A 22165-nucleotide genomic window follows, 5' to 3' on the forward strand; every position below is an offset into this window, starting at 1 on the left:
CCTTTTAAACAAATCCCAACATTTCGCGGGTTACAAAATCATAGTCAGCTTTGATCGGAGACTTTCCGGCATAAAGACTTTTACCGGAGCGCACGGTATTTTTCACCTCGGCTGATGTTCGAATATATCCTTTCATCAGCGAGTCCTCAAAAGACTCTATGCACTTTTGTAAAAGCTCATGACTGAACTTCTCACGTCCATCGAACTTGGTAAAGAGAACTTTACGCGAGAACTCCAGACTGAAGTCGCTGCGGATGTCTTCCAGTTCGCTGAGGTTCTTTTGCAGCCCCATAAAGGCGAACTTGTCCGGATTCACCGGCAAAATCACCTCGTCCGAAGCCACAGTCACGGCCGTGTTCGTGGCACTAAGGGCTGGAGCCGTGTCGATCAGGATCAGGTCATAGCGGTGTTTGATTTTTTCCAGCGGAGATTTCACCGCCAAAGACCAGTTACGGTTGGAGTTCAGCAACACCCGGTCCAAAACTGAATTGTTCAGGCTGGACGGAATCAAATCAACATGCGGCTCGATAAAGCGCACACACTCGTCGATGCTTTTCTTTTTTTCGACGACATCCACCCAAACAGGAAGGGATTCGTCCTCGACACCCAAAGCAAAACTCAAATTGGCCTGTTGATCCAAATCCACAAACAGCACGCGTGCTCCGTACATCGCGGCTCGCAGGCCCATGTTCAGCACGGATGTGGTCTTCGCCACCCCACCCTTGAGCATCTGGATGGAAATCACCTTGTGGGGATATTTGTAACCTTCAGCCAGCAACAACTGACGGGCTTCTTCGGGAAGCAGCCACGGGGATTTAATTTTTCGTTGCAGAGTTTTTTCAGCCTTGGCTTTGATTTGATTTGGAGGAATCTCCATGAACGAGGCCAAATCGCTGAGAGTAATGCAAAACTCCTGTTGCGCCAAAGTGGACATGAAGGACCTCCGTCAGTCCTTCAAGCGTACAAGGGGGTTTTCCGCTTGGAAACACGCAGCGCGAAAAACCTAGGAAGGTCCAAAATCCTCAAGGTGGCTGACCTCCTGCTTCAGCAGGGAGCGCATTTCCTCGATATCGTCTTTATAAGACCAGAGTAATTGCTCGCGCATTCGGCGCAATTGCAGGACCTGCTCGTTAGTTAGGGGGCGCATGGACTCTGCCAGTTGCATTAAATGCAGATCCACCTCGCGCTTGAAGTCGCCATAATCCGTGTCGTCCTCTTTATCCAGGAAATTCAGGAACTCATTGATGTTCGGATTCATAGAAACCTCCCTTGTTGTATTTTGCCCCGCAACCCATTGCTGCCTCAAACCCCCGGGCCCAGACTTGCTAAGAATCAACCACAGGAATATGCTTTAAAAGCTCTTGAAAGGACCTCTATGGCACCCGAACTTGCCGCCGCCTATGTCATCGGTTGGATTCCCTCGGCATCCGTCACCGGACTGCACTTGTGGATGCACCGAAAAAAGGTCAATTCCCCTGCCTACCGACAGCTGCAAAACAACCTGCAAAAGGTCGGACTTTACTGGCGCGAGTCCCGCTCGGATGTCGAGCCCTTCATTGAGGGTGCCGAAGAGCAGAATCTGAAAGCCTATGAAAAGAACATCCTGCTGATGGGAACTTTTTTCCTGTTTTTGAGCTGGGGCGGATTCCTGTTCAATCTGATTGTTTTAATTTCCGTGCATTCACTGGCGATCTCCCGTAAAGAAAGAGCCCTGTTTGAAAGTCCACTGAGCACTCAGGATCTGCCCAAGGAATTGGTGCAGGATATCCTGAAGGAGATCCCATGAGCCGCCCGCCTGCACCGATCCAAATCCCCATCCTTGAAAAATCCAAACACTGGCTGGTGATCAACAAACCTTCGGGCGTTTCTGTTCACAATGACCCACCCGATGTGCGCACGCTTTTAAAAAAACAACTGACACCGGGAACCTATCAGGACATTCACCCCGTGCATCGCCTGGACAAGGAAACCAGCGGCTTGTTGCTGGTGGGCCTGGATGCCGAAACTGCTGCCAATCTTTCCGGGCAGTTTCAGGAACACAAAGTTGAAAAGACTTATTACGCACTTTTGCGCGGCGAACTGCCCGTCAGCACCGATTGGCAGGAATGGAACACACCTATTTCCGACAAGGCCGAAGGACGCAAGAATCCACAAGGCCTTTTAAAAGACCGTGTGGAAGCCCGCACACTTTACAAAGTCCTTGAAGCCAACAAGTATTTTTCTTTCGTGGAAGTTCGTCTGATCACCGGACGTCAGCATCAGATTCGCAAGCATAGTGTTCTGATCCGTCATGCCATTGTGGGTGACACTCGTTATGGCGATCCCAAGTACAACGAACGCATGGCCAACATCTATCAGACCAAGCGCATGTTTCTGCACGCTGCACGTATGACTGTCATGATTAATGGGTACAAGCACTCCTTTGAAGCCCCGCTGCCGCCGGAATTCAAAGAAGCGCTGAAAGGCTGATTAGCCGGCCTTCTGCTGCTCTTGCGACGAAGAGGCCAGAGCAAAAATCTGATCCACGTTGCCAGAAATATTTCGAATCGAGGACACTATGAATTCGGAATTTGAAGTCAGCGATGTCACTCCCCGGCCGATTTCGCCGGTGCTTTCGCGCAGCAGATGAATAAAATCATCCATGGCTTCCAGATAGTGCGTGAAGCTGTTTTTAATCTCGGTCGTGCGGGCTGATTCAATCGCCCCCATCTGACGAACCACTTCAAGGCCGGTAACAAACTTGGCGACTTCCAGCATTTCAAAGGAAATCGCAGACAGGCTTTTCTTCAATTCAGAAAACTCTTTATCCAGATTTTGGCAATACTGGGCAAACATATCTGAAAAGGCCTTCTGATTCTGCAGCATTTCGTCAAAGGCATTTTCTGAAGAAGCCAGCTTCGCGATCGATTCACGGACAAAGAAGTCCACCATCAGCATCTGCACATTCAAGGCCGCCGCCCGCAACACACACTTCTGAATCACACCCGACAGCTCCTGGACAAAGCCCGCAAGTCCGCCCAGATGTTTTTCAATCGTACCGGACAAAACCGAAAACTCGTGAGAAACCACGCCCAGACTTGCCGCCATCTCACCGAACTTGGCTGCGGCAATTTTCATGTTAATAGAAATAAACTTCAGCTGTTGAAACCCCTGATCCAGTCGGCCCATGGCACCATCAAGGCTTTGATTAGCGCCTTGAAAATCCCGCAGCTTATCAAAGACATCATTCAATTTACGAGTGGTGGAACTGGTGACGGCGGTAATCTGTCCGGCACCGTGAGCCGAGGACGAGCGGGTTTCTGATTCAAGCACCTGCGCGGCGCGGGACTTCAGTTCTTCCATGACGGCTTTCATCATGAAGTTTTCATAGTCCGTGAAGCCAGCTTTCTGGATTTTCGCCAGCAGATACTGATGTGATTCCTCCAGGCTGTGCTCTTGCTGCTCAAAAGCCAGAACGTCGGCATAAAGCCCCTGCACGACCGAAAACAGCTCGGATGATGGCTTAAAGCGCACGGACAGGTATCCGTCGCCAATCGGGAACGCGAAAGCATAGACCCAGTAATAGCTGCCGTTACCGGCTAGATTCTTCACATAAGCACCCACCGCTTTTCCCTGATTCAGGAAATTCCAGAATTCCTTAAACACGGCCCGTGGCATGTCAGGATGACGAATCAGACTGTGCGGGGCCCCCAGCATGGTTTCTTTCGGATAAACGCTGACACGCACGAAGACATCGTTTCCGTACCTGATCACGCCCCGTTTGTCGGTAGTGGAGAAAAAGAATTCATCGAAGCCAAAGGGGCTTTCAGACTGAGTGGGCGTTGGACGTTTCATGGGAACCTCTCAAAAAAACTATTACTTTTTTTGATCGGCATTTTACTGAGCATCCTTAGCTCTCAGTGACGAAAGTGACAGATGCTCAGACATTAAATTAAAAAATACTCAGATCTTGAGAGGAAACCGCTTATTTCTTTGCGGTCCCAAGTTTACTATCAAGCTTGGACAGGAAACTTGCCACTAAATCCTCACGTTCCTGCCCGACCACAGGTCGAGCCCCCAGAGGGAATTCAGTGTAAAGCTCTTTAGGAAGCTCCAGCAGAAATCGGGACGGTGCCACCGGACGAACAGCGCCGTTTTTCTTACGCTGCTGACAGCGTGACATCACCAGACGTTTTTTCGCGCGGGTCACGCCCACATAGAACAAACGACGCTCTTCATCGATGTCAGAACCCAGATTCTTGTGCGGCAGAAGGTCTTCTTCAAGGCCCGCCAAAATCACCACCGGGAACTCAAGCCCCTTGGAAGCGTGCAAGGTCATCAGCTGAACTTTGTTTTCCAGTTCTTCTTCGGACAAATCATCACGCAAAAGCATGCAGTCCACGAAGGACTTGATGTTTTCAACGTCATAAGAGCGACGACCCAGGAATGAATCCAGGATGCGTCCCAGGATTTCCACGACCATCCATTTTTTCTCGGCACTGGTCGGATCTGCGGCCGTTCCATAAACGTATTCACGGTAACCAATATCCTGGAAGATCTGAACCATCTTCGCCCCAGGGGTTGAACCCACCTGGAAATCGAGGATGTTTTTCGGAAGATTTTCAATGAACATCATCAGATCATCGATCGCAGCGCCGGCTTTATCCTGCACACCCGCCTCTTGCCAGAAACGGCAGGCATCGACAAAGTTGATACGTTTTTTCAGTGCAAATTCGCTCAATTTCTCGATTGAAGTGTCACCAATCCCGCGCGAAGGCACGTTGATGATACGACGAAGAGACACTTCATTCGGAGCCAGGGCTTGTTTTAAATAAGCCATCAGGTCCTTGATTTCTCGACGGTCAAAGATCGAAGTGCCGCCCGAGATATGATAAGGCACGTTCGCACGACGCAACGAGGACTCAATCAAGCCCCCTTGTGTGTTGGAACGATAAAGCACGGCCATGTCCTTATAGGAATAGCCCTGTCTTTGGAAATTCAGAATTTCAGTGACGACGAATTCACACTCGTCCTCTTCACGATCCAGAATGAACAGCTCTGGCAACTGACCGGTGTCTTCAGCAACCTGCGGGCGCAGGACCTTGCCGTGACGGTTTTTATTCTTGGAAATCGCCGCATTCGCCACCGCTAGAATTTCGGCGGAGGAACGATAGTTGCGTTCAAGCTTGATCACTTCACACGGTGTGAATTCCTGCGGGAAGTTCAGGATGTTCTTCACTTCCGCCCCCCGCCAGCCGTAAATCGACTGATCATCATCACCCACCACCGCGATGTTGTTGTGGCTTTTCACGATCTGCGCAATCAGGTCCATTTGCAGACGATTCGTGTCCTGGAACTCATCGACCATCACTTGCGTGAACATGCCCTGCACTTTTTCCAGAATCTCGGGATTTTCTTTGAACAAAGTAATTGGTTTGATCAAAAGACCTTCGAAATCCACGACCCCCAGATGTTCCAGGCGTTTGGTGAATTTCGGCGTCAGGACTTCAACCATCTCGTGGTATTCGTCAAAAGCTTCCGTCTGCGGGGCCATGCCCGTGCGACGGTCATTGATCATGTTCAGGATCTTGTCGGCATCGAACTTGTCTTTGCCCGAGTTTTTGATGTCTTTGATCAGGTCTTTGACGATGGCATTGCAGTCACTTTGATCGACAATGCCGAAATACGGGGAAAGACCCGCATGTTTGTGGAACCGGCGCAAAATCTGCAATCCGAACGAGTGGAAAGTCCCTGCCCACATGCCCGACCCGGAACTTCCCAGCTTTGCGCCCACGCGATGTTTCAGCTCGCGCGCGGCTTTGTTGGTAAAAGTAAGCACGCAGATTTCCTGAGCCTGTGCCACACGCTCTGAAATCAGTCGTCCTGTTCTGGAAACCAGAACCGTCGTTTTGCCTGAACCGGCACCCGCCAAAATCAACAAAGGCCCGAAGTTGTGCTTCACGGCCTTTTGTTGTTCGGGGTTAAGCCCCTTAAACCAATCCATTAATTTTCGATTCTATAAAAAATTACTGACGGTTGTGGATCAAAGTACGAACTTCGTCTTCGAACACAACTTCAATTTTATCAGTCAAGGCGTCCTTGATGAAGCCCAGGCCGAACTTAGGATGTTGCAGCTTGGTGTTCTTTTCGAACTTGCCCTTCATGTTGTAAGTCGCCGTCGCTGCCGCGTCGTTGGACATCAGCATTTCGTATTCATTGCGGTGGCTGGACTTGCGGGAGCTCATTGTCTGCTCACGTTTTTTCGCTGCAGCACCTGTCAAAGGCTTGCCTGTTTTAGTCTGAGCTTTAGGAAGAGAATACGTCTTCTGAGAACCGCAGATCTCGCATTTGATCTTTGCGGAAGTCGCCGTCGTGTGAGCCAGAACTACATGGTATCTGTCAGCATCACATTTTTTACAGAACGCAAAAAAGGACTTCGCGACCGGTGGCAGGGCATTCATGGACATGTGTATCTTCCTATCTAGTATTGTTGTTTCAAACTATAAATCATCAATTGTTCGTCGAGCTTCTTCTGGGCAATCTCCCCTGCACTCAGGTAGAAAGGGCCCTCTCCGCGCTCAATGCGCTGCTGGAAGTTCAACATACTCACTTCCTGTTTCGGATCGATGAACGTGCCCGTCGGTCCGTAGTTTTCCAGGAAGGCCAGATCCGGTTCTTTGTTGAAGAACTTTTCCCAGCACTGGGTATTTACCTGTACGCGGTAAGTAATAGTTTTAGCATGAGAATGCACCGGAGCGTAAGCCCCAATTACCTCTAAATGACCATAATGCGAGTGCAGCTTCAAAGCCGGACTTCCCCACTGGGTCATCCCGGAGCATTGCTCCACGTTGGCGTACCAAAGACCAAAGGCCTTGGACATGAAACCCAGACCGTAGAACTGCTCCTCTTTAGGCAACAGAGAGTTCACAGAACACAGATTGTGCGCCACCCACTCGCCCTTATGCATCGTCGGGATAATGATAAACAGGGACAATGGGATCCAGTCCATGTCATCCAGGGACTCAACTTCTTTTAGAACCCCGGAGGACTTGATCGGAGAAAGGCTGGCCGGGAACTTTTTGGGGTCCAGCGCCTCACGCGCCGCCTTAGAAAGAGCCGATGGACGAGCCGCAAAGCCCGCCACAAACCCCGGCATCACCGCACAGTCATAAAAGACCCAGCGAGGCATGGCCATGTTTGACGGTCCAAAGGCACGCTCTTCCAAAGAGTAAATACGATCGGCAAAAGCCAGCTCTTTCACGTCCAGGGGATTTTTGATCACTGGAGCTTGAGTGAACCAGTCCAAGCGGTGCGCTGATCCGGGCTGGGCGATCTGATTTTCGGGACGAACAAAGACATAGGGTCTGATGTCGTCACGATTCATCCAGTCCGCTTTTGCCAAAAGAGAATTCATTCTAAGTTACTCCAGTTCCGCACCTGTGGGCGCTGCACTCTGTGCGCCTACGCGCCTCTGCCCGCGTCCGCGGCGCCAACCATCTGTTCCGGTTTTACTATCTTATCAAATTCTTCGCCAGAGAGCAGTCCAAGATTGATGGCTTCTTCGCGCAGTGTTGTGCCGTTTTTATGGGCAGTTTTGGCAATTTTGGCTGCATTGTCATAGCCAATGTGAGGATTCAGTGCCGTCACCAGCATCAAAGACTGCTCCAGATGCTTCTGAATCTGTTTACGGTTGGCTTCAATGCCCCCCACGCAGTGATCGGTAAAGGATTCTGCGGCGTCCGCCAGCAAGCGCACGGAATTCAGAACATTGAACACGATAACGGGCTTAAATACGTTCAGCTCAAAGTGCCCGGTCGCCCCGCCAATTGTGGCAGCGACGTGGTTTCCCATCACTTGGGCACAGACCATGGTCATGGCCTCGCTCTGAGTGGGATTCACCTTGCCCGGCATGATGGAACTTCCCGGTTCATTTTCCGGCAAATGCAGCTCTCCGATCCCGCAGCGCGGGCCCGAACCCAGCAGGCGGATGTCGTTCGCAATTTTCATCAGGGACACCGCGACCGAGTTCAGCGCTCCGCTGACTTCCACCAAAGCGTCATGTGCTGCCAGAGCCTCAAACTTGTTTTCCGCAGAAACAAAGGCAATCCCCGTTTCGCGGGCGATTTCAGCAGCAGCTTCAACAGCAAACTTCGGATGCGTATTCAAACCAGTTCCCACGGCAGTCCCGCCCAGTGCCAGCTCATACAGATGCGGCAAGGTATTTTTCACTCTTTGGATCGAGTGTTTTACCTGGGTGCTGTAACCGGAAAACTCCTGTCCCAGTGTCAACGGGGTTGCATCCATCAAGTGGGTGCGACCGATTTTCACGATGTCTTTGAATTCCTTCTGTTTGTTTTCCAAAGCTTTATGCAGCTTTTCCAGCATGGGAATCAGACGATGATGAACTTGCTCGCCAACGGCAATGTGCATCGCCGTTGGGAAGGTATCATTCGACGACTGGCCTTTGTTCACATCATCATTGGGATGAACTTCCTTGCTGGGAAGTTTGATGCCCATCATGTCCATCGCACGATTGGCGATCACTTCATTGGCATTCATGTTGGTCTGTGTGCCGGAACCAGTCTGCCACACCACCAATGGAAAGTGCGCATCAAGCTTCCCCGCGATCACTTCATCAGCGGCCTTCACAATGACCGTGGCTTTCTTCGGATCAAGCAAGCCTAATTTTTCGTTGGTGATGGCGGCGGATTTTTTCAAAATCCCCAGGGCCCGGATCATTTCGCGTGGGAAACGATCGCCCCCAATGCGGAAGTTTTCCGTGGACCTTTGGGTCTGCGCCCCCCAGAACCTGTCTGCGGGAACTTTCACTTCACCCATGGTGTCTTTTTCGATTCTGAATCCGCCCTCTGCCATCACTACACTCCTTTGCGAGCGACCTGGCCGACATGGGCCTGGTCTGTGGGATAAATAACGAGTTCTTGAATATTCACATGGGCCGGTCTGGCGGCGCACCATGCAACAGTGTCTGCAATATCCTGCGCTGACAGCGGAGTCATGCCTTCATAGACCTTGTCGGCCTTGGCCTGATCCCCCAAGCGCACCACGGAAAACTCCGTGTTCACCATGCCGGGCTCAATGTTGGTCACACGCACGCGCGTCCCCAGCAAATCCATACGCAGTCCTTCAGACAGCGCGCGCACAGCAAATTTGGTGGCGCAGTAAACGCCGCCGCCTGGATAAGTCCAGCGGCCCGCCACCGAGCCTAAATTTATAATATGACCCGAGTTCTTTTTCACCATGTGTTCCACCACGGCGCGGGTCATGAACAGCAAGCCTTTGATGTTCGTGTCGATCATGACTTCCCAATCATCCAAAGAGGCGTCCTGCATTTTTTCAACCCCACGAGCCAGGCCCGCGTTGTTGACCAGAATTTCCACCTCGGAAATTTCCGCTTTGTGAGCTTTGACGAATTCACTGACCTCGAAACGGTCCGACACGTCAAAACAAGCCAGCTTCACTTGAATCCCGGGATGACGGGCTTTGATGGACTTTTCCAGTTCCTGCAGTTTTTCATAGCGACGTCCGGTCACGAAAATATCAAATCCTTGCGCTGCCAGCGCTTCCGCCGTTGCCCAGCCAATTCCCGAACTTGCCCCAGTAATCAAAGCCCATTTAGCCATCATTTCACCTCACCCCAAAACGATAGCAGCCCCCCTCTGGAAGGGCACCCCTGCAAGCCAATTAACGCAACGCTTCGGAAAAAGTAAGCAGGTACCTTTTAGGGGGAATTCTGGTAGTTTCGCGGGCTATGACATGTCCTTGTGGTTCTGAGAAAACTTATTCTGAATGTTGTGGTGTTTATCACTCTGGCAAAGCTTTAGCGCCAACCGCCGAAGCTTTGATGCGCTCTCGTTACAGCGCTTTTGCCAAGAATCAAATGGAGTACCTGCAGGATACGACAGATCCTCAGACTTTGGATCAAATCGACGAAGAGGCCAACCGCGAATGGGCTGAGCGTGCAAAATTCCTGAAGCTTGAGATTGTTCACGCCGAAGAAAAGGGCACCAAAGGAACTGTCGAGTTCAAAGCCTACTACAACGTCGATGATGAAGACTTTATCCATCACGAAGTCAGCCTTTTCCGCAAACAAGCGGGCGAATGGTTCTTCAAATCCGGAAAAATCAAAGCGGAGAAAACCAAATGAAGTACTGGCTGATGAAATCAGAACCGGATGTCTTTTCTTTGGATCAACTGAAGAAAGACAAAACCACCTGGTGGACCGGTGTGCGCAACTACCAGGCGCGCAACTTCATGATGAAAGACATGCAAGTCGGCGACGAAGTGCTGTTCTATCACTCCAATGCGACTCCGCCGGGCGTGGCTGGAATTGCCCGTATTTCCAAAGTGGCTGAGCCCGACAAAGAGCAGTTCGACAAAAAATCTGAATACTTTGATGCCAAGGCGACCAAAGAAAAACCAATCTGGTTCTGCGTGCAGGTCGAATATGTATCGCACTTTAAAAACTACATCAGTCTGCCTGAGCTGCGCGACAACGCCAAGCTGGCTGACATGCTGGTCTTGCAAAAAGGCTCTCGCCTTTCCATTCAGCCTGTCGAAAAAAAGCACTTTGATATTCTGACCAAACTGGGTGGCGCTTAGAAATGAAACTGTTTCTGGCTCCGATGGAAGGCGTTGTCGACTGGGTGATGCGTGATACTCTCACTTCCTTAAGCGGCATTGATCAGTGCGTGACCGAATTCCTGCGTGTCACCGACCGTCTGCACCCGGAAAGTGTTTTCTATAAAAACTGCCCCGAGCTGAAAACCGGATCGCGCACCCGCTGGGGCACGCCAGTCTTTGTGCAGCTTCTGGGTGGTCAGGCCGAACCTTTGGCTTTGAATGCCCAGCGTGCCGTGAAACTGGGCGCCTTGGGTGTGGACCTTAATTTCGGCTGCCCGGCAAAAACCGTCAATCGTCACGATGGCGGCGCCAGTCTTCTGAAATCCTGCGATCGTGTGTTTAACATTGTCGACACCGTTCGCAAAGCAGTTCCCGCAGACGTTCCAGTGACGGCAAAAATCCGTCTGGGCTTTGACGATCCGACCAGGTGTTTGGAAATTGCCCAGGCCGTGGAAGAAGCCAATGCCACTTGGTTGACGGTTCACTGCCGCACCAAAACTGATGGCTATAAACCACCGGCTTACTGGGACTGGATCCCGAAGATCAAAGAAAAGACCAAAATTAAACTTATCGCCAACGGTGAAATCTGGAATGTCGCGGACTTCAACCGCTGCGTGGAAGTCACCCAGTGTGAAGACTATATGATCGGCCGCGGAGTCATGAGCAATCCCTTCATCTTCAGCCAGATCAAACAAAGCCTGAATCAACAGCCCGTGGAAGACATGAGCTGGGAACGCGCCCGTCCCCTGCTGCCGCAGTTCTTTGAATCCAGCACTTTGTACATCAATGACTATTTCGCTGTGTCCCGCTCCAAACAATGGCTGAAGGCTTTGTCTTTGAAAAATCAGGAAGCCAAGGCGATCTTTGATGAAATCAAGGTTCTTAAAAAACCAACAGAATTCAAAGCCAAGCTGCACGCTTTGTGCGGTATCGATCACTTGAGTGAAGGATAGTTCTTTCGATAAAATTCCTTACGGGCCGGAGCCAGTTTTTCCTGGTCCTCGGCACTGAGCCAGCGATCCACGCCTTTTTCAAATTTTTCCAGCAATGCTTTGTTTTGAAGGGCCCGATCCACATCGGCGATCACTTTGGCTCCCCATGGTGTTTTAGGACACGCCACAACCACTTCCACCCGCGCGGAATTTTCGGTCACCGGAATGTGCACCACTGAATCGGCCTTGCTGTTCAGAAGTTCGTTGTAATAAACCGCCTCGAATGGATAACCCAACGTGTACTGAATACGATTGGCGTGAAGCATCTTGTGAACCCTTAGGCTGGTGGCAATGGTGATCACCTGAGGGTTTTTCTGATAGTTGTTCTTGGTCAGCACTTCGTCGATGCCCTCGCCATAAAGGCGACCGACCCCGAGCTTCCAGGATTTCTTGGCATCGAGGAACTTTTGCAACGAATACGGCGCCAAATTTCGAACTTCGCCCAGTCGGCTTTTTGGCAGTAAGATGCCGTTGGCGGGAATCACAAACACAGGCGTTGAAAAATAAAACAGCTTGGACCATTCGGGTGTAGCCAGCCAGCCGGCGTTGCAGATGTGGGTTCTGCTCTCAGCCTCTTTCAAAACCCGAGGCACGGTGCCTTCCAAAGTTTTGTGCTGGTACTGGGGCAGTTTTTTACGAAGCTCATCTTCCACGGTGTCCAGCACCCCCTGCCCTTTGAACGGACCACTGAAAACAAAAATCGGCGGGTCATCCCAGCGGATCCACGTGATGTCCTCGGCCCCAGCCAGTGGGCAAAATATATTCACAACAAGAAAGGACAACAGGATCAGTCTTTTCATCACGGCCTCAGGCCTTCACGATAGCTCAGTCCCCGTTGTCAGGATAAATGTATTTCAAACAAGATATTGCGCTGTAGCCAGAAAAAACAACCAGGCACCTTTTAAGGGAGGGCGTTGTAGTTGGTGGAGGTGGTGGTGTTGAATTTTTGGATGGCTGCTTTGAAGGCTTCCTGGATGCGTTTGCGTTCGTGGGCAGTCAGGTTGACGCCATTGGCTTCGCCCATCAGCAATTTGACACTGCCTTCGTTCAAGTTCTGAGTCCGCATGTCCACGCCGAATGTCAGGCCTTTGAGTTTTCGTGGCTCCATTTCAGAGCCCAAGGACTGGCGCAGGATTTTTTCAACCGATTCCCCGTGATTGGCCAAAGCATTGCGGGCAGACACATTCTGCACGCCATCCGGGATGAATGCCAGTCGGTAACTGCCCGAATAATCTGTATTCGCCAGACCTTTTAGGATGTCCTGCTTTTCCGCCTGATTCAGCGGCTTCACCGCCACCGCCACGCAGTCATCCCCGGAACACAGGGATTTCAGCTTTCCGGATGGTACAGCCCTTGTCAGCACATCTTCGAACTGTTTTTTCTGATCATTGAATTTCCTGGTGACGGCTTTTTCCGCCGCACGGGTGGACTCAAGGGCTTTGTTCACGTTGGATGAGGAGGCCAAAGCTTCGGCCGTGCCTTTTAAATTGGCCGAACCAAGTCCGATGATATCCACCGACAAACCACCCTGATCGGCGGCGTTTAAGTGCGCGATCTCGCGTTTGGCGATATAGATTCCCGGCGAAAACTCGTCTGTCGCATTCACATAGGACTGCAGTTTTTGCACAGTGCCTGTGGAAACTTCACTTAAAGCATAGCGGTTCTTCAGCGCCTGCTGCACTTGAGCCGTGTCGCCCTTACCTTTACGGACGATATCAAACACATCCTGATCAAAGGTGTTTCCATCCACCATGGATGTGCCACCAACTTCACGTCGCAGTTCGACACGTTGTTTTTCAAGGCCTGTCAGTTTCTGCTGCATGGTTGTTTTTAAACCGCCCTGACTGAAACTTTGCATTTCATTTTTATCCAGCTGCCTGGAATACCGTGCCGCCATATTGGCTTCATCCGCTGAATTCCCGATTCCGGCCCGGAACCAGTCTTCGGTCTTTGTACCTGCCGCCAGGGCGTCAGACTCTTTCAGCTTTTTATTGAAATCGGCGTTGGTTTTATCAAAAACGGCTTTCAGCTGAGCATCAATATCCTTCGGCACCTTCCCCGAGAACGCAAAACGCGAGGATTTAAAGTCCGAATACTTATCAATGACCAGCCCCGGATTCGCGGCTTCCAGCGCCTTGATATTATCAAACAGCAATTCCTTGTGATAGTTGGTCAGTCCCGTCACAAGGTTTTTGTCTTTCAAGCTGTCATTCAGATATTTCATCTGGCTGTTTTCAACATCCAGGAAAGTGACCTTGGAATCAGCCCCTTTTTCAGCCCGTGCCATCCACGCCGTGTTCTGCTCCACACTGGTCGGCGAATAACTGATATAACGGCCCGTCAGCTCACTGCGGGAAATCTTTGCCGAAGCTGCCGCAACTTCCGCCCCGGCTTGAACTTCTTTTTCAGCCTTCATCAATCGACCGGCCGCCGTGGCGGCTCTGGCGCCTTTAACGAAGTAGCCCGCAAGCAGGGTCGGATCCACGACGGTGCCGACCGCGTAACACTCCAGCTCTTCGCGCGCCAAAGCGTTGTAACACATGTAGCGATCGTACTGCTCTTTGATTTTGGAGCCCGCAATGCTCATCAGACTTTGCAGCTTCTGCGTCTGCTCGGGGGTCAGCGTGACCTCATCACGAGCGCGCTCAGCGATGGGCACATAAGGTTTCGGGCGCATACGTTCCAGCGTGGACATGTAAGCCTTCATATCCTGAGCCTGCACATACAGGAAGGACGCCGGTAACTTATTCAGGTCTTCATCGGAAAGCTTGTTGTAGCGGTGATCGTCTTTCACCAGATCTTTTTTGCAGTCTATGGAGCTGTTGCATTGTTTGAGGAACGCTGCACGCTCACGACTGTTTTTCTTGATGGATTCCCAGCTGTCTTCAACCAAACCCGCCAGTGACACGGTCATGTCTTTCAAGGAAATTCCCAGATCCACCATCGCGTTTTTATATCCGCGCAGACAGGCCAGGGATTTTTTTTGCATGTACTCTTTTTGTTCCTGACACTGCGAAGCCAGATCACACTTGCGCATCAACGGCGCCCAGTCAGGATGTTCTTCAGAAAGCTTCACACAGTTTTGGGATTTGGTTTCAACTTCACAGTTCCACTGCAGTTGATTTTGGATTTTTTTTATCTGATCAGTGCATTGCGACTGATTAATACAAGCCATCGCCAAAGCCACATTCGGCATCGCTTTGCCAGGACTGGCCCAGATTATTGTTAAGATGGTGACAATTATGTGAAGACCCAACTCATATTCCTCACCTAACTCTTCGGAATATGGGTCTTTGGTCAAAAGCCGATCAAAAAATTCTCATTTTGAGTCGGCAACTATTGTATCACCCGTTAAGGCTAGAACAATTTCTGGAATATCCAGTACGGGCTTCGGGATTTTATCAACTGCATTTTATAAGTCTGGGCAATCCAGTTCATGGTCTGCTCTGAGAAAAATACGACGTGAGTCGTATCCCGGCGATAGTGCCAATCATGGAAGACAGCTTCACCACGATGACCGGAAGTCATCACTCCAAGCAGTCCTCCGGGCTTCAAAAGGCGCAGCATTCGTTCGATTTCGGTACGAGGACTATACAAGTGCTCCCACACTTCGGTGCTAGTCACCAGATGATAAGTCTTCCGAAGTTCATCCTGATTCGGACGATAGTACAAATCGTAATCGTGAGTTTTAAATCCACGCATCGTCAGCAGCTGCGACAGAACTGCAGTGGGACCACAACCGAAATCCAAAGATGTCAGCGGCTGATTCATCACACCGGCAGCTTTGAAGTGCTGTTCGATGCCACTGATCAGGGGTTCGAAGAAAGCCAGATAAGCCGGCGTCGGAGAATTGTCATGTTCGTCGTAACGCGCTTTTTCTTCCTGCGGGCCAAGACGCTCTGCGGGATCCATAAAGATCAAATCACACTCTGCGCAATGAAAATAGCTGCGGACAGGCTTTTTATCCACTTTGAAGGGCGCTGAATGAGGTGAATGACAGAGCAGGCAGTTCATCTTAGATGAAACCTTGTCTCCCCCACCCAGCTATGTCAAAAAGAATTATGGCAAAAGTATTAATCTACAAGAAAAACCCGTGTCCTTATTGCGATCGCGCGATCCACTTTATGGAAGACAAAGGCATTGCCTTTGATATCGTCGATCTGACCGACAAACCTGAAGAGATTGAAAAAATCAAAAACGAAACCGGCTGGAGAACCGTCCCTATCATCATGATCAATGGCAAACTGATCGGTGGTTACACGGATTTGAAAGCTTTGGATGAAGAAGGCAAACTGATGCCCATGCTGGCAGAGTAAGCCCCTTTCACTTGATAAAGTTAATAAAAGGAGTCCTCATGAAGCTTTTGGTACTGACTGCTTTACTGTTCACCGGATTTGCCGCACAAGCGGAAGTCATCGATGCCGCCATCCCTCAGGATGAAATCATCTATATGTCTTTGGGCCGCGCACCTTACAACGGTGTGACTCGTGGTTCACTGGAATTGAAAAACACCGGCGAAAAAAACCTGACTAAAATTGTTTGGGATATTTCTGGTATGGGTTTCAGCGCTCAGGACAACTGCCCGAAAGAGCTTGTTCCGGGCAAAGCCTGCAAAATCTTTGTGACTTACTGGAATACGTTCCCGGGCCCTGCCAGCGGAACTTTGAAAGTATGGACTTCTGACAAGAATTATAAAGTGCAGGTGTCTGCCTGGGGTGAGGAAGATCCGTTCAGAAACATCCCTCGTCCACCGACGCCGCCATTCCCAGGGCGTCCGTAAGAATTACTGTCGAAGCTCCGTGCGCAGACTCATCTCGACGGAGCCTTCGAAGAACTTTGCAACCCCTTCGACCATTTCATCCGCCGTGCGGGCTTTGGCGCAAACACCAACCAGCGTGTTACCAAATGGCAGCCACACACTTGTCGTGCGCACATAGAAACGCACTTTGCGCATCGCCAGATCATCACCAAAATAAAAACGACAGCGTTCAATCAGTTTCAAAAGACATTTACCGTATTCAGCGCCCTCTTCTTCAGACGTGCGTGGAGCCTTCTGGCCCTCTTTACCAGCCGGAGCAGCAAAGCCCAGCTCTTCACCCAACTGCCACATCATCCACGGACGAGCAGCAAGGCCACGACCCGCCATCGCCATATCACAGCCGGTTTCTTTCAGCATGTTGATGGCGTCTTCCACTGTCTGAACATCTCCGTTACCAATGACCGGAAAGTCGACGGCCTTATGCAGTTGTTTGATCTGTTCCCAGTCCGCAGCGCCCCGGCGTTTTTGCGCCGCTGTTCTGGGATGCAGACACACCCAGGCCGCGCCCGAGTTGCGAAGCCCCGAAACAAACGTCAATAGTTCGTCGAACTCTTTGGTGCTGCCCACGGCGCGCAGTTTTACACTGACAGGCACCGTGGAATTTTTGACGGTCATGCGCACCACTTCGGCGGCATACGCCGGATCCCCCATCAACGCCACACCGTAATTGTGCTTCAAAGCTTTTTGTACCGGACAGCCCATGTTGATGTCGATGGCTTCCGCACCCCATTCCACCAGACGTTTGACACTTTCGGTGATGGCGTCTTCTTCGTTACCCAGAATTTGAGGAACCAGGCCCGGCTCGTAAGCCGCGCGCATGGTTTCAGGAGTTGTTTGCAGATTTTCGCCAGGAATACGGCGGGAGTTCAGCATCTCGGTCGGCCAGATGGTGTAAGCATCCGCCGGAAGATAGTCGCGCATGACTTCGCGCAAAGCCACGTGAGTCAGGCCCACCATCGGGGCCAGACACAACGGGAAGTTCACTTTACCGTCCAGAACCGGACGATGCAGACCCAGTTTCACTGGTTTATTTATTTTACAGCCGCGCCCACGAATTCAGGCGCGTATTTTTTGACGGCTTCATAGCCACCGAACAACAAACCAGAGAAGAACAAGTCTCCGTAAATCTGGTTGTCAAAGAAAGGGATACCAGCAACCAGGCACTGCACCAGACCGTTGAAGGTCGGAGCGTACATTGTACCCATCACCCAAACACCGAAGTTAGAAACCAGGAAGAACACAGAGCTTGTCACCAAAGCGGAAGTGCCCACTTTGAAAACGCTTCTTTGATCGCGCAAAGCCCAACCCAGCATCACCACCAAAGTGAAGCCCAGGTACACAAACAACATGGTGTTATGGAAACCCAAAGCCAAGTCACTGATGAACAGCGCTGCCAGCGGGATCAACAAAGATTGTTTTTTGGATGGGAAGTAAGCCCCACCAAACAAAGCCATCGCACCAATCGCGGTGAAGTTCCAAGGATGAGGGATCAAACGGCTGAAAGCCGCTGCAACTACCATCAAAATCAGGGTCATCATACGTGTGTTCATGACGCGCAAGCTATCACCGGTTCATTCGGTTGTCCACCAGTTCTTGGACCACCGCTGGCTCGGACAAGGTTGTCGTATCCCCCAATTGATCCGGGTGGTTCTCGGCGATTTTACGCAGGATTCGGCGCATAATCTTGCCCGAACGGGTCTTAGGCAGGCGTGGCGCCCACTGAATCAGATCCGGAGTCGCAATTGGCCCGATCTCTTTACGCACGGTCTGAATCAGCTCTTTTCTAAGCTCGTCCGTAGCGTTTTCCCCGGCCTTCAAGGTCACAAAGGCATAGATCCCCTGCCCTTTAATATCATGCGGGTATCCCACCACCGCGGCTTCAGCCACCTTGTGATGAGCCACCAGCGCGGATTCAATTTCTGCCGTCCCCAGGCGATGCCCGGAAACATTAATCACATCATCCACGCGGCCCGTGATCCAATAATACCCATCAGCATCACGACGACAGCCGTCGCCGGTGAAATAGTATCCTGGATAGTTCGAGAAATAAGTGTCTTCGAAACGTTCGTGGTTGCGATACACCGTGCGCATCTGGCCCGGCCAGGAATCCGCAATTACCAGCACGCCTTCGCCTGCCCCTTGAATTTCCTGACCTTCGTTGGTCAGAAGCTTTGGCTGCACACCAAAGAAAGGCAAGGTCGCCGAACCCGGTTTTTGCGCAATCGCGCCCGGCAGCGGAGTGATCAGAATACCACCGGTTTCTGTCTGCCACCACGTATCCACAATAGGACAGCGTCCTTCACCGACAACGTCGTGATACCATGCCCAAGCTTCGGGATTGATCGGTTCACCGACAGAGCCCAACAAGCGCAAGGACTTTCTTGAAGTTGATTTGACCGGGCCATCCCCTTCACGCATCAACGAACGAATCGCGGTGGGAGAAGTATAGAAGATTGTGACTTTGTGTTTATCAACCACTTCCCAGAAACGGCTGGGTGTTGGATAGTTCGGCACCCCTTCAAAGAACAAGGTGGTCGCGCCATTCGCCAGTGGACCATAGACAATGTAACTGTGCCCGGTGACCCAACCCACGTCCGCTGAACACCAGTAAATATCGTTTTCGTGATAATCAAAAACATACTGATGGGTCATGCTGGCATAAACCAGATAACCACCCGTGGTGTGCATCACGCCTTTGGGTTTTCCTGTGGATCCGGACGTGTACAAAATAAACAATGGATCTTCCGCATCCATTGGCTCTGGTTCACACTGATCGCTGACGGTTTTTACTTCCTCGTGATACCAAAGATCACGGCCCGGCTTCATATCAACAGAGGTGCCAGCGTATTTCACCACCAGAACTTTTTCCACGTCCGGTGTTTTCACCAGCGCTTTGTCGATGTTTTCTTTCAGCGCCACCACTTTGCTGCCGCGATAGCCGGCATCACCGGTGATAACAAATTTGCACTGCCCGTCCAAAATACGATCCGAAATAGAATCCGGAGAAAAACCGGCAAACACCACGGAATGAACGGCCCCGATGCGCGCACAAGCCAGCATCGCCACGGCCGTGTCCGGAATCATCGGCATATAGATCGTGACCACGTCGCCTTTTTTCACGCCCATTTTTTTCAGGACATTGGCAAAGCGGCAAACCTCAAGATGCAGTTCTTTGTAAGTGATTTTGCGTGAAGGTGTGGATGGGTTGTCAGCTTCCCACAACAAAGCCGTCTTATCGCCGCGGGTTTTTAAATGACGATCCACGCAGTTAACTGAAACATTGAGCTTTCCACCCAGGTACCACTTGATGCTGACAGGCTTCTTGAAACTGACTTCTTTGACCTTGTCCCACTTTTTGATCCAATCCAGTCGCTCAGCTTGTTCGGCCCAGAAGGCTTCGTTGTCCTTGATCGAACGCTCATACATTTCTTTGTACTTTGCTTCGTTGATCAGGGCGTTTTTGGCCACTTCAGCGTCTACCGGATAAAGATCTTTGTGCATACTCACCTCTTAATGATTTAATCGTAAATCAACTGAGAATGAGGTCAAACGTTAACGCCCAGGAAAGTATTTAAAAGTGTTAATTAAGCACCTGTTGCACAATGATAATTCCACCCAAAATCAGAACAAAGATCCCGAAGGCCGGCTTTAAACGCGCCTCGGAAGTGTGCTGCGACCAGTAAGAACCAACAAAAATTCCCGCCACAGCCAGGGCTCCGACCCTGAAGAGCAAAGCGAAGTCCATCGGGGTCCGGGCCCAAAGATCGCCAAAGAACCCCAGCAGTGAATTGGCGGCAATCACTCCCAGGGATGTACCAACGGCGACTTTCATACCAAGTCCCGACATTCTTACCAAGGAAGGCACGATCAGAAAACCACCACCGGCCCCGACAAATCCTGTCACGGCCCCGACACCCAAGGCCTTCAAAGAAAACACAGCGGGAACCACCGGCTCCTGCGCCGAAGAAGCTCTAGGCAACAACATCGCCAAAGCGGCCATCACCATGACCACAGCAAAAGAGCTTAAGATCACAACTTCTTTATTAAACAAAACCGGCCCCCAAATCCACTGATCCGGAATGACGGGCAACAGCCAGCGACGCACCAAGAGCACACCAATAAAAGAAGGCACCGCAAAATAGACACCGGCCTTGATATCCACCTGCCCCTGACGAAAATTCCGGACAAAGCCGATCAGGCTCGACACCCCCACCACAAACAGTGAATAAGTCGTGGCCAAAGACGGCGGCAGCGAAAAGAAGTATACAAACAACGGAACTGCCAGAATTGCACCGCCTCCGCCCAGTAGGCCTAAAGAAATCCCGACAAGACTGGCACCGAAATAACCCAACAGTTCCATAAAACATCTCACCCTTTCACAGTGAAGCGGGCGTACAGGCGATAAAGCCCCATTCCCGCAAACATCGCGATCACAAAATAGATTGCCATCTCCTGACCAGCCCCTGCCGAGGTCAGTGCCGGCCCCGGACAAAATCCGCCCAAGCCCCAGCCCAAACCGAACAAAGCACTTCCGACCACCAAAGGCCGCGTGATTTCTTTGGAAGCAGGCACATGCCATTGAGTATCCAACAAAGGTGTGCGATGCCCCTTCATCCAACGATAGCTCAGCATATGAACCGGGATGGCTCCGATCATGACAAACATAAGTGACGGATCCCAGCCCTCACCCAGCTGCAGAAAATCGATGACCTTCTGGGGCTGAGTCATACCCGAAACCCCCAGTCCGATCGCAAATATCAGTCCCACCACAAAAGCCGCCGCAGTCTGTTTCAGAGATGTTTTATTCATATCAGCCTCCCACCAATGCCTTAAAGAGTGTGGCCGTCATCATTCCCATGATCATGAACGTCGCCGTCGCCACCAGCGAGCGCACCGAAAAGCGCGCTATTCCACAAACACCATGGCCACTGGTACAACCACTGCCCATCACCGTGCCAAAGCCCACGATCAAACCGGCCATCAGAACCATGCCCACAGATCGGCCAGAGGTGTTCACAAACATCTCTGGCTGCAAAACTCCCAATACCAATCCGCCGATCACCAGGCCCAGGATAAAGGCGCCTCGCCACAGATCTTTGCGAACATCGCCGATAAATCCATTCACGATGCCACTGATCCCGGTGACTCGACCGTTCAGAACCAACATCAAGGAGGCCGCAAGACCAATCAAAGCTCCACCAGCCAATGCCATCAAAATACTGTTCATCATTTTCCTGCTCCTTTAGTCACTGCATATCCCATTTCATTCCAGCGTAACATTCCACCCACCATGTTGTAGGTGCTGGTGAATCCCATCTCTTCACTAAGAAGTGTGGTCTGCCCCGATCTTGCCCCACTCCGACAAACAAAGACAATATTCTCGGACGGGTTCAGGGTTTTCAAAAATTCCAGCAGTTCAGGGCCGAGCGGGCGCAGCTCTGTACCCGCAATATGCCCCAGCTCCCCGGTGTATTCTTCGAGGGTGCGCACATCCACCAAACGGAATTCGTTCATTCTTTCTTTCAGTTGTTCACAGCTTATTTCACGCATAGCAGTCCTCGCTTATTTGGCTTCACAGGACTTCATCCTAAGGCTATCCTCGGTCTGGATGTTATGCCCGGGGACATAAAGAAAGGCCTTTTCTTATGCCCGAGGACATAACTCAGGGGCAGGTCTTTGTTCTATAATAAATCATAGCCAGAAACCTGAGACAGGCTTTCAGCAGGAGGTTTTC

Annotated in this window: 25 protein-coding genes; 7 read left to right on the forward strand and 18 right to left on the reverse strand. The window is 51.0% G+C overall.

What is annotated here, in order from left to right; translation table 11 throughout:
* Nucleotides 1-4: 4 nt before the first annotated feature.
* Both AC04MQ_RS12110 and AC04MQ_RS12115 read right to left on the reverse strand, forming a co-directional pair.
* Nucleotides 5-934 carry a ParA family protein gene (locus AC04MQ_RS12110; protein ID WP_015090464.1) on the reverse strand — a complete coding sequence of 310 codons (930 nt, stop codon included), beginning with the start codon at nt 932-934 and terminating at the stop codon, nt 5-7.
* A 69-nt stretch (nt 935-1003) separates the two neighbouring features.
* Nucleotides 1004-1258 carry a hypothetical protein gene (locus tag AC04MQ_RS12115; RefSeq protein WP_015090463.1) on the reverse strand — a complete coding sequence of 85 codons (255 nt, stop codon included), beginning with the start codon at nt 1256-1258 and terminating at the stop codon, nt 1004-1006.
* A 117-nt stretch (nt 1259-1375) separates the two neighbouring features.
* Between AC04MQ_RS12115 and AC04MQ_RS12120 the strand changes: the two genes are divergently transcribed.
* Nucleotides 1376-1786, forward strand: coding sequence for a hypothetical protein (locus AC04MQ_RS12120; protein ID WP_015090462.1), 411 nt, complete (start codon nt 1376-1378; stop codon nt 1784-1786).
* Nucleotides 1783-2469, forward strand: coding sequence for an RluA family pseudouridine synthase (locus tag AC04MQ_RS12125; RefSeq protein ID WP_475392175.1), 687 nt, complete (start codon nt 1783-1785; stop codon nt 2467-2469). Before AC04MQ_RS12120 ends, AC04MQ_RS12125 begins: the two co-directional genes overlap by 4 nt.
* Here the strand turns inward: AC04MQ_RS12125 and AC04MQ_RS12130 are convergent, their stop codons facing one another.
* The 6 genes from AC04MQ_RS12130 to AC04MQ_RS12155 form a co-directional block, all read right to left on the reverse strand.
* Nucleotides 2470-3834, reverse strand: a complete 1365-nt coding sequence (locus tag AC04MQ_RS12130) for a PAS domain-containing protein (protein ID WP_475392176.1) — start codon at nt 3832-3834, stop codon at nt 2470-2472.
* Nucleotides 3835-3964: 130 nt separating this feature from the next.
* Nucleotides 3965-5983, reverse strand: coding sequence for an ATP-dependent helicase (locus AC04MQ_RS12135; protein WP_475392177.1), 2019 nt, complete (start codon nt 5981-5983; stop codon nt 3965-3967).
* 22 nt (nt 5984-6005) lie between these two features.
* A complete protein-coding gene (locus AC04MQ_RS12140) occupies nt 6006-6446 on the reverse strand; it encodes a hypothetical protein (protein ID WP_015090458.1) in 441 nt (146 codons plus the stop codon).
* Nucleotides 6447-6460: 14 nt separating this feature from the next.
* On the reverse strand, nt 6461-7393 hold the full coding sequence (locus tag AC04MQ_RS12145) for a hypothetical protein (protein ID WP_015090457.1): 933 nt from the start codon (nt 7391-7393) through the stop codon (nt 6461-6463).
* Nucleotides 7394-7440: 47 nt separating this feature from the next.
* Nucleotides 7441-8853, reverse strand: a complete 1413-nt coding sequence (gene fumC / locus AC04MQ_RS12150) for a class II fumarate hydratase (RefSeq protein ID WP_475392178.1) — start codon at nt 8851-8853, stop codon at nt 7441-7443.
* 2 nt (nt 8854-8855) lie between these two features.
* Nucleotides 8856-9623, reverse strand: a complete 768-nt coding sequence (locus AC04MQ_RS12155; RefSeq protein WP_475392179.1) for an SDR family NAD(P)-dependent oxidoreductase — start codon at nt 9621-9623, stop codon at nt 8856-8858.
* Between the two features lie 125 nt (nt 9624-9748).
* Here AC04MQ_RS12155 and AC04MQ_RS12160 point away from each other — a divergent pair, with 125 nt between their 5' ends.
* Genes AC04MQ_RS12160 through AC04MQ_RS12170 form a run of 3 tightly spaced genes read left to right on the forward strand, consistent with a single transcriptional unit; the run spans nt 9749 to nt 11573 of the window.
* The gene (locus AC04MQ_RS12160; protein WP_475392180.1) at nt 9749-10144 is read left to right on the forward strand and encodes a YchJ family protein; all 396 of its coding nucleotides are present in this window, start codon (nt 9749-9751) and stop codon (nt 10142-10144) included.
* Nucleotides 10141-10599 carry an EVE domain-containing protein gene (locus AC04MQ_RS12165; protein ID WP_475392181.1) on the forward strand — a complete coding sequence of 153 codons (459 nt, stop codon included), beginning with the start codon at nt 10141-10143 and terminating at the stop codon, nt 10597-10599. The genes AC04MQ_RS12160 and AC04MQ_RS12165 overlap by 4 nt, the downstream gene beginning before the upstream one ends.
* Before the next feature lie 2 nt (nt 10600-10601).
* Complete coding sequence (locus tag AC04MQ_RS12170; protein ID WP_015090452.1) at nt 10602-11573, forward strand: tRNA dihydrouridine synthase; 972 nt, start codon at nt 10602-10604, stop codon at nt 11571-11573.
* Here the strand turns inward: AC04MQ_RS12170 and AC04MQ_RS12175 are convergent.
* From AC04MQ_RS12175 to AC04MQ_RS12185, 3 genes are all read right to left on the reverse strand, one after another.
* Entirely contained in the window at nt 11555-12412 is an 858-nt protein-coding gene (locus tag AC04MQ_RS12175; RefSeq protein ID WP_041577287.1) for a TIGR02285 family protein, read from the reverse strand. The two genes, AC04MQ_RS12170 and AC04MQ_RS12175, sit on opposite strands and share 19 nt — an antisense overlap.
* A 101-nt stretch (nt 12413-12513) precedes the next feature.
* Nucleotides 12514-14868 carry a hypothetical protein gene (locus tag AC04MQ_RS12180; RefSeq protein ID WP_235046286.1) on the reverse strand — a complete coding sequence of 785 codons (2355 nt, stop codon included), beginning with the start codon at nt 14866-14868 and terminating at the stop codon, nt 12514-12516.
* Between the two features lie 101 nt (nt 14869-14969).
* Nucleotides 14970-15626, reverse strand: a complete 657-nt coding sequence (locus AC04MQ_RS12185; protein WP_041577285.1) for a class I SAM-dependent methyltransferase — start codon at nt 15624-15626, stop codon at nt 14970-14972.
* 47 nt (nt 15627-15673) lie between these two features.
* Here AC04MQ_RS12185 and AC04MQ_RS12190 point away from each other — a divergent pair, with 47 nt between their 5' ends.
* A complete protein-coding gene (locus AC04MQ_RS12190; RefSeq protein WP_041577284.1) occupies nt 15674-15928 on the forward strand; it encodes a glutaredoxin in 255 nt (84 codons plus the stop codon).
* Nucleotides 15929-15966: 38 nt separating this feature from the next.
* Entirely contained in the window at nt 15967-16392 is a 426-nt protein-coding gene (locus tag AC04MQ_RS12195) for a hypothetical protein (RefSeq protein WP_015090447.1), read from the forward strand.
* Nucleotides 16393-16395: 3 nt separating this feature from the next.
* Here AC04MQ_RS12195 and AC04MQ_RS12200 read toward each other — a convergent pair whose 3' ends face one another.
* The 7 genes from AC04MQ_RS12200 to AC04MQ_RS12230 form a co-directional block, all read right to left on the reverse strand.
* Complete coding sequence (locus AC04MQ_RS12200; RefSeq protein WP_015090446.1) at nt 16396-17454, reverse strand: tRNA-dihydrouridine synthase family protein; 1059 nt, start codon at nt 17452-17454, stop codon at nt 16396-16398.
* Nucleotides 17455-17462: 8 nt separating this feature from the next.
* Nucleotides 17463-17981: a DUF6580 family putative transport protein gene (locus tag AC04MQ_RS12205; protein WP_015090445.1), complete on the reverse strand. Its 519-nt coding sequence runs from the start codon at nt 17979-17981 to the stop codon at nt 17463-17465.
* A 13-nt stretch (nt 17982-17994) separates the two neighbouring features.
* Nucleotides 17995-19932, reverse strand: a complete 1938-nt coding sequence (gene acs / locus AC04MQ_RS12210; RefSeq protein WP_475392182.1) for an acetate--CoA ligase — start codon at nt 19930-19932, stop codon at nt 17995-17997.
* Nucleotides 19933-20011: 79 nt separating this feature from the next.
* The gene (locus AC04MQ_RS12215; protein WP_475392183.1) at nt 20012-20791 is read right to left on the reverse strand and encodes a sulfite exporter TauE/SafE family protein; all 780 of its coding nucleotides are present in this window, start codon (nt 20789-20791) and stop codon (nt 20012-20014) included.
* An 8-nt stretch (nt 20792-20799) separates the two neighbouring features.
* Nucleotides 20800-21240 carry a DUF6691 family protein gene (locus AC04MQ_RS12220; RefSeq protein ID WP_475392184.1) on the reverse strand — a complete coding sequence of 147 codons (441 nt, stop codon included), beginning with the start codon at nt 21238-21240 and terminating at the stop codon, nt 20800-20802.
* A 1-nt stretch (nt 21241) separates the two neighbouring features.
* Nucleotides 21242-21661: a YeeE/YedE family protein gene (locus AC04MQ_RS12225; RefSeq protein ID WP_475392185.1), complete on the reverse strand. Its 420-nt coding sequence runs from the start codon at nt 21659-21661 to the stop codon at nt 21242-21244.
* A complete protein-coding gene (locus AC04MQ_RS12230; protein WP_475392186.1) occupies nt 21658-21981 on the reverse strand; it encodes a rhodanese-like domain-containing protein in 324 nt (107 codons plus the stop codon). Before AC04MQ_RS12230 ends, AC04MQ_RS12225 begins: the two co-directional genes overlap by 4 nt.
* Between the last annotated feature and the right edge of the window lie 184 nt (nt 21982-22165).

The organism is Bdellovibrio sp. MYbb2, from assembly GCF_056175685.1.

Coding starts and splice junctions, on each gene's coding strand:
- AC04MQ_RS12155 (WP_475392179.1), bottom strand. CDS start 9,623: ATGATGGCTAAATGGGCTTTGATTACTGGGGCAAGTTCGGGAATTGGC.
- AC04MQ_RS12160 (WP_475392180.1), top strand. CDS start 9,749: ATGACATGTCCTTGTGGTTCTGAGAAAACTTATTCTGAATGTTGTGGT.
- AC04MQ_RS12220 (WP_475392184.1), bottom strand. CDS start 21,240: ATGAATAAAACATCTCTGAAACAGACTGCGGCGGCTTTTGTGGTGGGA.
- AC04MQ_RS12120 (WP_015090462.1), top strand. CDS start 1,376: ATGGCACCCGAACTTGCCGCCGCCTATGTCATCGGTTGGATTCCCTCG.
- AC04MQ_RS12165 (WP_475392181.1), top strand. CDS start 10,141: ATGAAGTACTGGCTGATGAAATCAGAACCGGATGTCTTTTCTTTGGAT.
- AC04MQ_RS12205 (WP_015090445.1), bottom strand. CDS start 17,981: ATGAACACACGTATGATGACCCTGATTTTGATGGTAGTTGCAGCGGCT.
- AC04MQ_RS12125 (WP_475392175.1), top strand. CDS start 1,783: ATGAGCCGCCCGCCTGCACCGATCCAAATCCCCATCCTTGAAAAATCC.
- AC04MQ_RS12175 (WP_041577287.1), bottom strand. CDS start 12,412: ATGAAAAGACTGATCCTGTTGTCCTTTCTTGTTGTGAATATATTTTGC.
- AC04MQ_RS12230 (WP_475392186.1), bottom strand. CDS start 21,981: ATGCGTGAAATAAGCTGTGAACAACTGAAAGAAAGAATGAACGAATTC.
- AC04MQ_RS12110 (WP_015090464.1), bottom strand. CDS start 934: ATGTCCACTTTGGCGCAACAGGAGTTTTGCATTACTCTCAGCGATTTG.
- AC04MQ_RS12225 (WP_475392185.1), bottom strand. CDS start 21,661: ATGATGAACAGTATTTTGATGGCATTGGCTGGTGGAGCTTTGATTGGT.
- AC04MQ_RS12140 (WP_015090458.1), bottom strand. CDS start 6,446: ATGTCCATGAATGCCCTGCCACCGGTCGCGAAGTCCTTTTTTGCGTTC.
- acs (WP_475392182.1), bottom strand. CDS start 19,932: ATGCACAAAGATCTTTATCCGGTAGACGCTGAAGTGGCCAAAAACGCC.
- AC04MQ_RS12195 (WP_015090447.1), top strand. CDS start 15,967: ATGAAGCTTTTGGTACTGACTGCTTTACTGTTCACCGGATTTGCCGCA.
- AC04MQ_RS12215 (WP_475392183.1), bottom strand. CDS start 20,791: ATGGAACTGTTGGGTTATTTCGGTGCCAGTCTTGTCGGGATTTCTTTA.
- AC04MQ_RS12185 (WP_041577285.1), bottom strand. CDS start 15,626: ATGAACTGCCTGCTCTGTCATTCACCTCATTCAGCGCCCTTCAAAGTG.
- AC04MQ_RS12135 (WP_475392177.1), bottom strand. CDS start 5,983: ATGGATTGGTTTAAGGGGCTTAACCCCGAACAACAAAAGGCCGTGAAG.
- AC04MQ_RS12190 (WP_041577284.1), top strand. CDS start 15,674: ATGGCAAAAGTATTAATCTACAAGAAAAACCCGTGTCCTTATTGCGAT.
- AC04MQ_RS12130 (WP_475392176.1), bottom strand. CDS start 3,834: ATGAAACGTCCAACGCCCACTCAGTCTGAAAGCCCCTTTGGCTTCGAT.
- AC04MQ_RS12115 (WP_015090463.1), bottom strand. CDS start 1,258: ATGAATCCGAACATCAATGAGTTCCTGAATTTCCTGGATAAAGAGGAC.
- AC04MQ_RS12170 (WP_015090452.1), top strand. CDS start 10,602: ATGAAACTGTTTCTGGCTCCGATGGAAGGCGTTGTCGACTGGGTGATG.
- AC04MQ_RS12145 (WP_015090457.1), bottom strand. CDS start 7,393: ATGAATTCTCTTTTGGCAAAAGCGGACTGGATGAATCGTGACGACATC.
- fumC (WP_475392178.1), bottom strand. CDS start 8,853: ATGGCAGAGGGCGGATTCAGAATCGAAAAAGACACCATGGGTGAAGTG.